Origin of the sequence: Kineosporia sp. R_H_3, from assembly GCF_002198675.1 — a bacterium.
Lineage (GTDB): Bacteria > Actinomycetota > Actinomycetes > Actinomycetales > Kineosporiaceae > R-H-3.
Window position 1 is genome coordinate 1 of record NZ_MWLL01000181.1, and the last position, 12,938, is coordinate 12,938.

At 74.9% G+C, this 12,938-nt stretch carries 13 protein-coding genes; 8 read left to right on the forward strand and 5 right to left on the reverse strand.

What is annotated here, in order from left to right; translation table 11 throughout:
- Window positions 1-1,062 (reverse strand): vWA domain-containing protein (locus ECOMGDLI_RS20095; protein ID WP_143447814.1); only part of this gene is annotated, 1,062 nt, incomplete at its 3' end.
- A 330-nt stretch (window positions 1,063-1,392) separates the two neighbouring features.
- On the opposite strand from ECOMGDLI_RS20095, the gene ECOMGDLI_RS20100 reads away from it, so the two are divergent.
- From ECOMGDLI_RS20100 to ECOMGDLI_RS20130, 5 genes are all read left to right on the forward strand, one after another.
- Complete coding sequence (locus tag ECOMGDLI_RS20100; protein WP_088318671.1) at window positions 1,393-1,896, forward strand: GNAT family N-acetyltransferase; 504 nt, start codon at window positions 1,393-1,395, stop codon at window positions 1,894-1,896.
- 681 nt (window positions 1,897-2,577) lie between these two features.
- The coding region (locus ECOMGDLI_RS36900) for a DUF222 domain-containing protein (RefSeq protein ID WP_369812774.1) at window positions 2,578-2,914 on the forward strand (337 nt) is incomplete at its 3' end.
- 111 nt (window positions 2,915-3,025) lie between these two features.
- Entirely contained in the window at window positions 3,026-3,970 is a 945-nt protein-coding gene (locus ECOMGDLI_RS20115; protein WP_088318674.1) for an HNH endonuclease signature motif containing protein, read from the forward strand.
- Window positions 3,971-4,047: 77 nt separating this feature from the next.
- Window positions 4,048-4,836, forward strand: a complete 789-nt coding sequence (locus ECOMGDLI_RS20120) for an aminoglycoside adenylyltransferase domain-containing protein (protein ID WP_088318675.1) — start codon at window positions 4,048-4,050, stop codon at window positions 4,834-4,836.
- A 640-nt stretch (window positions 4,837-5,476) separates the two neighbouring features.
- Window positions 5,477-6,715, forward strand: a complete 1,239-nt coding sequence (locus tag ECOMGDLI_RS20130; RefSeq protein WP_158221077.1) for an MFS transporter — start codon at window positions 5,477-5,479, stop codon at window positions 6,713-6,715.
- Window positions 6,716-6,777: 62 nt separating this feature from the next.
- On the opposite strand, the gene ECOMGDLI_RS20135 is transcribed toward ECOMGDLI_RS20130, so the two are convergent.
- Window positions 6,778-8,229 carry an NAD(P)/FAD-dependent oxidoreductase gene (locus ECOMGDLI_RS20135; RefSeq protein WP_088318678.1) on the reverse strand — a complete coding sequence of 484 codons (1,452 nt, stop codon included), beginning with the start codon at window positions 8,227-8,229 and terminating at the stop codon, window positions 6,778-6,780.
- A 171-nt stretch (window positions 8,230-8,400) separates the two neighbouring features.
- On the opposite strand from ECOMGDLI_RS20135, the gene ECOMGDLI_RS20140 reads away from it, so the two are divergent.
- Window positions 8,401-8,574 (forward strand): CsbD family protein, encoded by a 174-nt coding sequence (locus tag ECOMGDLI_RS20140; protein WP_088318679.1) that lies wholly within the window; start codon window positions 8,401-8,403, stop codon window positions 8,572-8,574.
- Window positions 8,575-8,656: 82 nt separating this feature from the next.
- Here ECOMGDLI_RS20140 and ECOMGDLI_RS20145 read toward each other — a convergent pair whose 3' ends face one another.
- Complete coding sequence (locus ECOMGDLI_RS20145) at window positions 8,657-9,610, reverse strand: NAD-dependent epimerase/dehydratase family protein (RefSeq protein ID WP_088318680.1); 954 nt, start codon at window positions 9,608-9,610, stop codon at window positions 8,657-8,659.
- A gap of 145 nt (window positions 9,611-9,755) precedes the next feature.
- Between ECOMGDLI_RS20145 and ECOMGDLI_RS20150 the strand changes: the two genes are divergently transcribed.
- Window positions 9,756-10,502 (forward strand): TetR/AcrR family transcriptional regulator, encoded by a 747-nt coding sequence (locus ECOMGDLI_RS20150; RefSeq protein WP_198955036.1) that lies wholly within the window; start codon window positions 9,756-9,758, stop codon window positions 10,500-10,502.
- 219 nt (window positions 10,503-10,721) lie between these two features.
- Here ECOMGDLI_RS20150 and ECOMGDLI_RS20155 read toward each other — a convergent pair whose 3' ends face one another.
- Both ECOMGDLI_RS20155 and ECOMGDLI_RS34765 read right to left on the reverse strand, forming a co-directional pair.
- A complete protein-coding gene (locus tag ECOMGDLI_RS20155; protein ID WP_088282621.1) occupies window positions 10,722-11,231 on the reverse strand; it encodes an inorganic diphosphatase in 510 nt (169 codons plus the stop codon).
- A 137-nt stretch (window positions 11,232-11,368) separates the two neighbouring features.
- Window positions 11,369-11,701 (reverse strand): hypothetical protein, encoded by a 333-nt coding sequence (locus ECOMGDLI_RS34765; RefSeq protein WP_158221078.1) that lies wholly within the window; start codon window positions 11,699-11,701, stop codon window positions 11,369-11,371.
- A gap of 13 nt (window positions 11,702-11,714) precedes the next feature.
- On the opposite strand from ECOMGDLI_RS34765, the gene dacB reads away from it, so the two are divergent.
- On the forward strand, window positions 11,715-12,914 hold the full coding sequence (gene dacB, locus ECOMGDLI_RS20160; protein WP_158221079.1) for a D-alanyl-D-alanine carboxypeptidase/D-alanyl-D-alanine-endopeptidase: 1,200 nt from the start codon (window positions 11,715-11,717) through the stop codon (window positions 12,912-12,914).
- The last annotated feature ends 24 nt before the right edge of the window (window positions 12,915-12,938 follow it).

Consider the following 12,938-nt stretch of genomic DNA (forward strand, 5'->3'; position numbering starts at 1 on the left):
GCCACCACCGCCGCCACCGCCACCGCCGCTCGCACCCGTCACGGTGACGGTGAGCGTCGAGGAGCCGATCGGGACGCCGTCCGCCGAGGCCGTCAGCACGAAGTTCACCGTGCCGTTGGAGGCCGTCTTCGGGACGGTGACGACGACGTCCGGCGTCACCGTGCTGCCGTACGGGACCGACGCGTAGGACGTCGGCGAGGTCGTGACCCACGACGCGGCGCCGGCGACGTCCGCGGTCACGCCGACGTGCACGTCGAAGGCCACCGTCGGGGTGCCCGTGACGAGCGGGACGAGCTGTGCGGCGAGATCCGTGCCGCCGACGAAGCCGCGCGAGGGACCCCCGGCGAGCAGTGCGAGGTTCTGGTAGCACGGCAGCGACGCCGAGAGCGCTCCCGGCTCGAGCACCATGAACAGCCCGATCCCCCGGCCCGCCAGGCCGTCCGGGCCCGCGAGCTCGGCCTTCGTGACGTAGCCGTGCGGGTCGCTGCTGACGTCGATGCACCCAGCGGCCCCGGACCGGCCGGCGCCGTGCGGCTCGGCGTCGCTGAGGACGACGAGGAGCTTCGCGGCGCCTGCCGGGGTGGTGTCCCAGCCGACGGCGGGGTCCGCCGCGGCCGCCTGGTGGAACAGGAGGTTGTGCGCCTCCGGGGCGTCGGCGCCCCCGCCGGCGGCGAGCCGGCCGAGCGCCGCGGTGACGGCCGCGCCGTCCGTCGTCATCGGCTGCTCGATGGCGGACTCGAGCGGGGCGTCGGTGGAGTCCCGGAACTGCACCACCGAGAAGCGCGCCCCGGGGATCACGGCCTGCACGCCCGCGACGAGGGCGGCGGCGTCGTCCCGGGCCTGGAGGATGCCGTCGGCCATGCTGCCCGTCGTGTCGACCGCGAGCTCGACGTCCACGGCGGACGGCGTCGGGCGCGGCGGAGGCACCGGGACCTGCACCGACAGGCGCGTGGTCGCGGAGCTGCCCGCCTTGACGGTCAGGCCGGGCAGCGTCGTCGGACTCACCCCCGCCTGGGCACCGGTGGCACCGACGGCGGCGGACAGCACAGCCAGGACGAGCACGGACAGGGCGTGTGAACGCCGCGGGACCGATGGACGCATGGGACTCCTCAGGAGCTGCCCCAGGTGCGGCACCACCGGTCCCCGAGCGGTGGCGCACCGAAGCGATGAGCGAACAGTTGAGCGGACTGTTGTCTTGCGTACGCAATGCGTAGCGATGAGAACGGCGGATCCGGTGCGCGACGCGAGGGTCGTAGGACGAAGGTCCAATCCGCGAAACGGGCGGATCGGGTGGATCGACGTCGGTGCCGGGGCCGGGCGGGTGACGGACGGCGGCGCTACCGTCGGCCCGCACCTCGTCGTCCGACCGCACGCCAGGAGGCAGCCGTGGGAATGCTCGACCGGCTCGACGTCGACGGCACGAGCGTCGTCCTGCGGACCGCGACCGACGACGACCTGCCGGCGCTCGTCGCGATGATCGCCGCCGACCAGCACGCGAGGATGCGGGACGGGATCCGGGACGACGCCGACCTCGCGCGGTACCGGGCGGCGCTGCACGCGATCGACGCGGACCCGGCGCACCTGCTCGTCGTCGCCGAGGTCGACGGGCTGCTCGTCGGGACGTTCCAGCTGTCGTTCCTCCCGGGGCTCGCGCGGCGCGGGTCGCTGCGGGCACAGATCGAGGCGGTGCGGCTCGACGGGGCGGTGCGCGGGCGGGGGCTGGGGACGGCGCTCATGCGGTGGGCGATCGAGGAGTCCCGGCGGCGGGGCTGCTCCCTCGTGCAGCTGACGACGGACAAGCGGCGGTCGGACGCGCACCGGTTCTACGAGCGGCTCGGGTTCGTGGCGTCGCACGAGGGGATGAAGCTCTTACTCGATGCTTCACTCTCGAACTAATGTTCGACATAGACGGTAGTCTGCAGTAGCATCGGATCATGGTCGAGACACGTTGGCAGCACTCCAGCTCGGGCGGTGACACCGAGCGATCGGGTGCCGACCACCCGCTGCCTCTCGATCCGTTCGGTGGCGAGATCCGCTTGAGTGCAGTCGACCTCGCAAGCTGCCCCAGCGACGACGACGAACTGCAGCGGGCGGCCGCCGGCGCTCACGCCGAGCGGCTCGTCGACGAGCTCTGGGCCGATCCCGTTGCGGCACAGCGGGACTGGGACCTCGAACTCGCCGCCTTGTACGCACAGGTCGCTGCAGGCGACCTACGGGACGCGGTCGAGCGGCGGGTCGTGCTGGACGGGGCGCCCGGCGCCGCGGCACTTGCCGCGGTCCAAGAGGTGCTCGACGGGTCGGTCGCGTGGACGGCGGAGCAGGCCGCGGTCGACGGGTTCGTCGACGAGTTGCAGGACGGTGCGGTCGCGGGGTTCGCGGCCGCCCGGCGCCTGGAGGGGCACGCGCTGTGGTTNCGTCGACGAGTTGCAGGACGGTGCGGTCGCGGGGTTCGCGGCCGCCCGGCGCCTGGAGGGCCACGCCCTGTGGTTGCAGGTCGGCCTGGCCGCGAAGGTCGTCACGGCCTGGACCGGGCGGACCCGGTCGTTGCCGCGCCGGACCAGTTCGGGGCGGCTGGTGATGGACGACCAGGATGTCCTGGTCGATGGTGCGGTCGCCGTGGAGTTGGCGGTGGCGGCGGGGATCACCCAGAGCAGGGCCCATGCGCTCCTCGACGCCGCGACCGCGTTGATCCTCGAGGCGAAGCTCCCGATGACCGCACAGGTCCTGCGGCAGGGTCGGTTGGACTGGCCCCGGCTGCGGATGATCGTGTCCCGCACCCGGGAGCTCACCGTCGAGGCCGCACGAGCCGTCGAACGCCTCGTGTACGCGACCCGCGGGGTGCTGGACGGTGGGACCGGTCGTTTCGACACCGCCCTGACCGCCGCGTCCCTCGCTGTGGACGCGGCGGTCAGGGNTGCTGGACGGTGGGACCGGTCGTTTCGACACCGCCCTGACCGCCGCGTCCCTCGCTGTGGACGCGGAGGCTGAGGTGAGGCGTCGGCGGCGGAACCGGAAGGGTCGCCGGGTGAGCATCCAGACCGCAGACGACGGCGCCGCCCTGTTCACCGCCGTCGGCCCGGGTGAGGCGATCACCGCCGCCTACAACGGTCTGGACGCGGCGGCCAGGTATCTGCGCCGGCACGGCGACCCACGGACCCTGGACCAGTTGCGGCACGACCTGTTCGTGACCGGCTGCACCAGCGGCTACCTCCCGGTCCCCGCCGACGTGCTGCCGGTCCCGCCCGGCTGCGTCCCCGATGACGGCACAGCACCGGCGGCCACGGCTCCGGTCCCCGAGACCGGCACGTTCGGGACTGACAGTGGTCCGTCGGAGAACGGTGACGACGAGTCCGCGCCGGCGTGGTTCACCAGCACCTGGCCCGACGTCCAGGTCACCGTCAACGTCACCGTGTCCGCCGAGACCTTGATGGGCCTGGTCGACGACCCCGGCACCCTGCAGGGGTACGGGCCGATCCCCGCCGACGCCATCCGCGACCTGGTCACCAACGGTGTCTTCCGGTGCGTGGTCGTGGAGGGTGAGCACGGCACCGTCCTCGGGGTCGGGAAGAGCACCTACACGCCCGGGTACGTCGCGAGTGAACGGTTGAAGCTCCTGGTCGAGCACGCCTACCCGACGTGCACCGGGCCCAACTGCGGGAAAGCGGCCTGGCGCTGCGACCTCGACCACCAAACCCCCTACGGCCACGGCGGCGCCACGTGCGAGTGCAACACCCGCCCGTTGTGCCGCGCCTGCCACCGGCTCAAGACCGCCGGACTCCTCGTCCCGCAGCAACGCCACCACCCCGGCGATCCACCGGGCACGACCCTGTGGACCACCCGCACCGGACGCACCTGGACCGTGCTCCCGCACGCCCCGCTGCCACCGCGCTCTGCGGTGCAGGTGGCGTCGGACGGAGCCACTCGCCGTCCGGTCCCGGCAGCCACGGCGGACGAACCTCCACCGTTCTGACCGGCCACGTGTCCCGCCCGCGATCTCCGCTCCGCGTGCGCTGTCCGGGGTGGACCGAACGAGCGGCACAATGGCGCATGATGCCTGCGCTGCACACCGGTGACGCCGACACGCTCGCCACCATCGACGAGATGGTCGCGGCCAATCTGGCGGTGCTCGGCGACCGGCTCGTCGGCGTCTACGTGTACGGCTCGCTCGTGACGGGCGACTTCGATCCCGTCGTCAGCGACATCGATCTCGTTGCTGTGCTCACCGACGCGCTCGACGTCGGCGACTACGACCCGCTGCGTGCCGCGTACGCGGGTGTCACCGCCGCCCACCCGCGGTGGCACAACCGCGTCGAGCTCGCCTACATCCCGCTCGCCGAGCTGCGCACCTACCGCGCCGACTACGAGCAGCCGATGTTCAGTCACGGCGACGGCTTCGAGGTCTGCACCGTCGGGGTCGACTGGCTGTTGAACCGCGAGACGCTTCGTCGCTGCGGTGCTGCGCTGTACGGACCCGAGCCCGCACGCCTCATCGACCCGCTCCCACCAGCCGCTGTGACGGAGCTCGTCCGCGAGCTCGCCGTCATGTGGCGCGACTGGGTCGCCGGCGACGTCGCGCCGCTCGGGTACCTCGGCTACCGGGCCTACGCGGTGCTCACGCTGTGCCGTTGCGCCTACACATCGGCACACGGCGGCGCCGTGACGTCCAAGCGCGCCGCAGCAGCGTGGGCAGCGGTGAGGCATCCGGCCTGGGCTCCGCTCCTGGCGCGTGCGCTGGAGATCTACGGCGCAGGTGGCGGGCCCGGCCCCGACGACGTCCTCCCCGTCCGCGACGTGCGGCGCTTCTCGACGGCAGTCCTCGCCGACGCGGTGCGGTAGCGCCCGCCGCGGGAGGAGCGCCCAGGACCCGGCCATGGCCGACCCGATCAGCACCTCGACGGCCGCGTGCTCGCCCGGCACTACTACGCGGACGCCGTCGCCCCACTGCTCCGTACCCACCGGCCGGGGCTGCTGCACGCCGCCGGACGGCTCGGGTCCGGGTCCGGGCCCCGGGTCCGGGTCCGCGAACCTCAGCCGACGCCGCCGTCACGCATCCGGTCCGCCCGCGCCGGCGGCGGGATCGCCTCCGACCACGTCGGGAAGGACTGGCCTTGGCCACAGACGGGGCCGACCAGGCGCCTCGGCCGTGCGGCCGGTCGAGAGCACCGGCGGTCGCCTGCGGACCGCCCGTGGCACGCCGGAGGAGTCCGCGCCCCGCTCGTGGCCGACCAGGTGTGCACCAACCCGGCCCTGGCATGACGCCGTGTGCGTGTAGGCCGCTACCCCGGTGACATCGCCGACGGCGAACGTCCGCCGGCTCGGACACCGTCTGCCCGACACCGCCCACGCAGGTGGCGTGTGACGGAACCCTTCGCTGTCAGTCCTTCCCCGGCAGGCCCCTCCCGGCAGGCGATGGCGCGGCCCCGCCGGTGCGCACCGCGCGCGGGGCAGCCCGCCGCCGGCGGCCATGATGGGCGAGATGGCGACGAGGGAGAGGCTGCGCGACCGTCCGGGCTTCCGCGGCTTCTGGGCCGCGGCCACCGTGTCGGCCTTCGGCAGCTACGTCACCACGCTGGCGGTGCAGGTCGTCGTCGTGGTGACGTTGCACGAGGGCGCGACCGCGGTCGGGCTGGTGAGCTCGGCCCGGTGGTTGCCCTACCTGCTGGTCGGGCTGCTCGTCGGGGTGCTGGTCGACCGGTCCCGGCGACGGGGGCTGTTGGTGGGCGCCGATCTCGGACGCGCGGCGCTGCTCACAGCGATCCCGGTGCTCGCGGTGACCGGGCACCTGTCGATCGCTCTGCTCATGGTGGTCATGGCGGGGTTCGGCCTGCTCTCGCTCGTGCACGACGCCGCGTCGCAGTCGCTGGTCCCTCGGCTGGTGCCGGCCCGGCTGCTGACGCGGGCCAACGCCCGGCTGGACCAGAGCGATGCGGTGGCGCAGACCTCGGGACCGGCCCTGGCCGGTGCCCTCGTCTCGGTGCTCACCGCGCCGTGGGCGGTGCTGGTGGACGCCGTGAGCTACCTCGCGTCCGGACTGCTCCTGCTCCGCGTCCCGGTCGAGGAGCCTCCGTCACCACCCCGTTCGGGACGCGGGGTCGCCCGTGAGGCGGCGGAGGGGCTGCGGTGGATCTACGGGCACCCGGTCCTGCGGCCGCTCGCCCTGAGCGCCCACGGCTGGTTCCTCAGCTCGGCCGCCGCGGGCGCCGTCCTGCCGCCGTACGCCCTGCGGACACTGGGCCTGAGCCCCTTCGGGTTCGGGCTCGCCCTCGCGGTGGGCGGCGTCGGGGGACTGCTCGGCGCCCTGATGGCGGCGCGCCTCGGCTCGGACCTGGGCACGGGCCGGGTGGTCGTCGGCGCCCGGGTGACGACGGCGGCCGCCTGGGCGCTGGTCGCGCTGAGCACCGAGGGCTGGCCCGGCTGGCTGCTGCTCGGCCTCGGGCAGCTGGTGCTCGGCCTGTCGATGGGCGCCGAGAACGCGAACGAGATGGGCTACTGGCAGGCGGTGACGCCCGACCGTCTGCAGGGCCGGACGAACGCCACGAGGCGTTCGGTCAACCGGGCGATGATCGTGGTCGGCGCGCCGCTCGGCGGCCTGCTGGGTGACGCGTTCGGCTTCCGGACCGTGCTCGCCGCGGCCGCCGTCGGCTTCCTGCTGAGCGCGCTCGGCCTCGGGATGAGCGGGTTCCGCCGGGTGCGGCTCCCGCTTGAGCACCCCTGACCGACCGCAGGGCATCAGCGGCCGGGCGTTGCAGTGGTCCGGCGCAGTGGTCCGGCGGATCCTCAGCGGCCGCCGCGCACCCGGTCCGCGAGCTCCTGCGCGGGCGGCCGGATCGCCTCCGACCACGTCGGGAAGGCCCGCACGTGGTCGGCGAGGACGTCGACCGTGATCCGGGCCCGCACGGCGAGCGCGAGCTCGCCCGCCCAGGAGTCCGCGTCCGGCCCGACCGCGGTCGCGCCGACGAGCACGCCGGACGCCGCGTCGCAGACCAGTTCCAGCCGACCCTCGGAGCGCTCCTCGAGGAAGGCCCGTGCGGTGCCGCCCACGTCGAACCGTGCGCACAGCACCTCGGGGTCCGGCGAGCCGTCGGGACCGGCCGCCGTCCGGCCGACCGAGAACACCGGCGGCTGCGTGTAGACCGCCCGCGGGACGCCCGAGTAGTCCGAGTCGCGGCCCCGGCCGAGCAGGTGCGCCGCGACGACCCGGCCCTGGTACGACGCCGTGTGCGTGTACGGCGCGACCCCGGTGACGTCCCCGACGGCGAAGACGTCCGGCAGCCCCGCCCCGTCCGCACCGACCACCCGGCAGCGGCCGTCGACGTCGACCGGTGACCCGTCGTCGACCTCGACGCCGAGCACGTCGAGACCCAGCCCCGCCGTCCGCGGCGCGCGGCCGGCCGCGACGAGCACCCGGTCCGCCTCCACCGTCGACCCGTCTGACAGGTGCAGGAGCAACCCCTTGCCCGGCAACGGTTCCGCGCGCTCGGCGCCGGCCCCGGTCCGGACGTCGACCCGGACGGCGCGCAGCGCCTCCGCGACCGCGTCGCTGACCCAGCCGGGCTCCTTGCCGAGCAGCGAGCCCTCGGGTTCGACGAGCGTCACGGCGACCCCGAACGACGCGTACACCTGGGCCAGCTCGCAGCCCACCGCCCCGCCACCGAGGACGACGAGACGCTCCGGCAGCAGCGGGGACGACAGCGCCTCGTCGCTCGTCCACGTCGGGACGCCGTCCAGGCCGTCGACCGGCGGCGGGACGGGGGCGCTGCCGGTCCCGAGCACGAGGGCCCGGCGCCAGCCGATCCGCCGCACCCCGCCCGCCGCGGCCTCGACGAGGACGGTGCCGCCACCGGCCGTCCCCCGACCGACGACCCGGCCGCGGCCGCGCAGGAGCGTCACCCCGGCCTCGGCGAGCGACGCCGCCGTCGACGCGTCGTCCCGGTGCTCGGACGCCTCGTCCCGGCGCCGGACGGCGTCCGCCCAGGCCTGCTCGTGCCGCGCCCCGCCGCCGGGCCCCGCCTCCCGCTCCACGTCGCGCCGGTGCCGGCCGGCCGCGAGCAGCAGCGCCTTGCTCGGCACGCACGCGACGTACGGGCACTCGCCGCCGACGAGGCCGCTCTCGACGACCGCGACGCTCCGGCCCGCTCCCGCGAGCGCCTGCGCGACGACCTCGCCGCCCGAGCCGGCACCGATGACGACCGCGTCGAACACCGCGTCGCCGACCTCGTCCTGAGTCATTCCCGCATGGTCCCCAGGCCCGCCCTGGCGTGCCCGTCGAGTCGCCAGGTGCGGCCGTCGTGACGCGGGCGGTGCCCGAAGTGTCCGCCTCGATGTGCCCCCGGCCGCGAACCGTGTTGGCCTGTCATGGACGGCGCCACCCGGTGCCGCCGGACGGAGAGGTGAACCGACATGGGCATCGACGACAAGGCTGCGAACAAGGCCGACGAGCTGACGGGCAAGGCCAAGGAAGGTCTCGGCCGCGCGACCGACAACGAGCGTCTCGAGTCCGAGGGCCGCGCCGACCAGTCCAAGAGCGACATCAAGCAGGCCGCGGAGAAGGTCAAGGACGCGTTCAAGCGCTGACCTGCACCGAGCACGACCCGCACGACCCGCACGAGAACCACGACGGCACCGGGGCTCCCGCACCGGTGCCGTCGTCGTGCTCTCAGGCCGCGCGCCGGCCCTGCTGCTCGCCGCGGACGGCCTCGACCATCTCGCGCAGGATGTCGTCCCATGGGGTCGGCTCCAGGTGCAGAGCGGCGCGGGCGGCGCTGGAGTCCATGACCCAGGGCCGCTCGTGCTGGTGCATCACCTCGGGCAGCTCCCGCAGGAACGGCACGAACGCCCGGCCGGCGGACCGGACGACGGCGGGGATCCGCCGGACGCCGACCGCGGGCACCCCGGCGACCCGGCACATGTCCTCGACGACCTGCCGAACCGGCACGGCGTCGTGCGACGGCACGTGCCAGGGCCGGCCCCAGGCCTGCTCGGTCGCGGCGGCGGCGACGAGGGTGCGGGCGACGTCACGGGTCGCGGTCCAGGTGTGGACGACGTCCGGCTCACCGAGCACGTAGGCCGCCTTGCCCGCGAGCATCCGCCGCAGCGTGCCCTCGGTGATCTGGCTCTGCGCGTGCGGCCCGAGGTAGTCCGAGCCGCGGACCTCGGTCACCCGCACCCGGCCCGCCTCGTGCGCCGCGAGCGCGTCGAGCCACATCTGCCGCCGCACCCGCCCCTTCGTCCCGGTCGCCGCCATCGGCGTGCTCTCGGTCATGGGGGCGTCGACCGGTCCGTAGACGTAGAGGTTGGAGACCGTGGCGAGTACCGCGCCGGCCGACTCCGCGGCCTCGAGCAGCGTCGCGGCGATCGGCGGCCAGTCGGTCGCCCAGCGGTGGTACGGCGGGTTGACGCAGTTGTAGAGCGCGGTCGCGCCCCGGGCGAGGTCGGTGAGCCGGGCGCCGTCGGCGGCGTCCGCCGCGACGAGCTCGACGCCGGCCCGGCGTGGCCCGGAGCCGGAGCGGGTGACGACCCGGACGGCGTGCCCGGCGTCCGCGAGGAGCCCGGCGACCGCCGTCCCCACCGCCCCGGCACCGACGACGACGTGGAGCTGCTGCTGCGACATGACCCGATCCTCTCGACTGTTCGATCAATGCTCCAAAACAAGAGCACTGCTCTCTGTGGAAGAGCATGCGCCCGATCGAGACACAAAGTCAAGAGCGGTGCTCTCGGTTGTTGTCAGTGCTCACGCGGCGGGCCATCATGAGGACGTGCCGCAGAACGAGAGCGTCGAGGACCGGCCCGTGCTGGGCGTCCGGGCCCGGGCCAGGGTCGAGCTGACCCGCGCCATCGTCGAGACCGCCCGCCGCCATCTCGCGCAGGACGGCCCGGCGAACCTGTCGCTGCGGGCCGTCGCGCGCGAGCTGGGGATGGTCTCCTCGGCGGTCTACCGCTACGTGCCGAGCCGCGACGACCTGCTGACGCTGCTCATCATCGAGGCCTACGACGCGCTCGGCGCCGCCGCCGAGAAGGCCGAGGCCAAGGTGCCGCGCACCGACCTCGACGCGCGCTTCGTCGCCGTCGGGCGCGCCGTCCGCGCCTGGGCGATCGAGCACCCGCACGAGTACGCGCTCATCTACGGCTCACCCGTGCCGGGGTACGCGGCCCCGCAGGACACCATCGCGCCGGCCACCCGGGTGCCGACGATCCTCATCGGGATCCTCGCCGACGCGGTGGCGGCGGGGGTCTACGACCCGGCCGCCGCGCCCGGGGTCCCGGCCGCCGTCCGTCGCTCGCTCGGCCCGGTGCGGGCCGCGATCCCGGACGTCGTGCCCGACGACCTCGTGGTCCGCGGCCTCATGGCGTGGAGCACGCTGCTCGGCCTGGTCTCCATGGAGCAGTTCGGCCAGTTCCACAACGTCCTCGCCGAGGCGGCCTCGCAGCGCGAGGCGTTCTTCACCGAGGCGTTGCGCCGGACGTCCGCGGTGACGACGCGGACGCCGGCTGCTCGCCCGTGACCGGTGCGGGCCCCGGCTCTGACGGTCCGGACGGCTCGGACGGTGGCCCTGCGACGGCGTCGTGCCAGCAGGTGCGGGGGCAGCCGCACGGCTTCGCCGGGCGGCCGCGACGCGGTCGGGGGAGGCCCGGCAGCGCGGAGCCTGGTGCACCCATACGGGAGGTGTCGGCCGCGCGGCCCCCGAACTTCAGTGCTCGCGCGACCTGCGGTGCCGGCGACCTCAGTGGTGGAGGCCGCTCTCCGGGTTGTCCGCGAGCCGCTTGCGCGACGCCGCGATCTCGGCGTAGGCCCCGGCCCGGTCCGCCCAATGGGCGCCCTCGACGCTCTTGCCCGGCTCGAGGTCCTTGTAGGTCTCGAAGAAGTGCTGGATCTCCAGACGGTCGAACTCGCTGACGTCCGTGAGGTCCTGGATGTGGTTCATCCGCGGGTCGCCCGCGGGGATGCACAGCACCTTGTCGTCGCCGCCGGCCTCGTCGCGCATGTGGAACATGCCGATCGCGCGGCAGCGGATGAGGCAGCCCGGGAACGTCGGCTCCTCGAGGATCACCAGCGCGTCCAGCGGGTCGCCGTCCTCGCCGAGGGTGCCCTCGATGAAGCCGTAGTCGTGCGGGTAGCGCGTCGAGGTGAAGAGCATCCGGTCGAGCCGGATCCGGCCCGTCACGTGGTCCACCTCGTACTTGTTCCGCTGCCCCTTGGGGATCTCGATCGTCACGTCGAAGGAATCGGCCATGTTCGCTCTCCCGTTCGCGGGCGTCCTCGCCCGCATCCTGTGAAGGCGCGAACGACGCGCCGTACGTCACCGTGTGCAGCCGTCCACACACTAGTGTCCTGCCCGAGGGTGGGTCGGCCGTCTGGGGGTCATGTGCGTCACGTCGCTGCGCGGACGTTCCGTGCTGCCCTCGTGGGCACGGCCGCCGCCGTCGCGCTCGCGGCGTGCGTCCCGCAGCCGCCCGCGGGCACCGCGGCGGGCAGCACGTCCTCCGCGTCGTCCGGCCCGGCGACGACGGCCACGTCGGCCACGACGGCCACGACGACGTCGACGCCGGTCCCCGCGACGTCCTCCGCCGCACCGCCGACGACCACCTCGGGCGCACCCGCGCCGTCCGCCCCGACGAGCACGACGGCGACCGAGACCCTGGGCCCGCCGCCGGCGAGCGACTTCGTCGCCCCGGCACCGGAGCCGGTGCTCGCGGCCCTCACCGGGTCGGCCCCGGTGCCGACCGCCGCGGGCCTGTCCCGGCGGCTCTCGGCGCTGCTCTCCGACCCCGGGCTCGGCGCCCGGGTCGAGTACGACATCACCGACGTCGAGACCGGCGAGAACCTCCTCGCCCGCGGCGCGCAGACCCCGGCCACCCCGGCGTCGACGACGAAGCTGCTCACCGCCGTCGCGGCGCTGTCCGTGCTCGGCCCGCAGGAGCGGCTCGCGACCCGGGTCGTCGCCGGGGCGGACGACGCGACGATCGTCCTCGTCGGCGGCGGCGACATGCTCCTCGCGACCGGCCGGGGCGACCCGACGAAGGTCGTCGGCCACGCCGGCCTCACCGACCTCGCCGCCGGCACCGCCGCGGCCCTGCGGTCGGCCGGCCGCACCCGGGTCGCGCTGCGGCTCGACGACAGCCTCTTCAGCGGCCCGCGGGTCTCGCCCGCTTGGAGCCCCGCCGACCTCGTCTCCGGCTTCGTGGCCCCGGTGGCGCCGCTGGCCGTCGAGAGCGGCCGGGCCTCCTCGGGCGACCCGGCCACCGCGAGCGACCCGGCCCTCGCCGCCGCGAACGCGTTCGCCACGCTCCTCGACAAGCGCGGGATCACGGTGACCGGGGTCGGCCGCGGCCGCGCCCCGGACGGCGCCCCGGCCGTGGCCGAGGTGCTGGGCGCCCCCGTCCAGGACGTCGTCGAGCACATGCTCGACGAGAGCGACAACACCGTCGCCGAGGTCCTCGCCCGGCTCGTCGCGGCCCGCGGCGACCGGCCGCCGACGTTCGACGGCGCCGGGCAGGCCGTCATCGACGCGGTCGCGGAGCTCGGGGTGCCGACGGCGGGCGCGCGGTTCACCGGCGGCAGCGGGCTCGGCCGCGGCGGCGTCATCGCCCCCCGCACCCTCACCGCGACGATCGTCCTGGCCGCCTCCGAGAAGCACCCCGAGCTGCGGGCGACCCTGACCGGCCTGCCCGTCGCGGGCGTCACGGGCACCCTCGCCGAGCGGTACTCCGGGGCTGGCCAGGGCCGTGCGGTCGGCGTCGTCCGGGCCAAGACCGGCACCCTCACCGGCGCCAGCAGCCTCGCCGGCACCGTCGTCGACGCCGACGGCCGGCTCCTCGCGTTCGCCGTCGTCGCCGACCGGGTCACCTCGACCGGTGACGCCCGCGACGCCCTCGACTCCGTCGCGGCCGCGCTCGCGGGGTGCGGCTGCTCCTGACCGCGCACGCGGCCGGGCGGCACG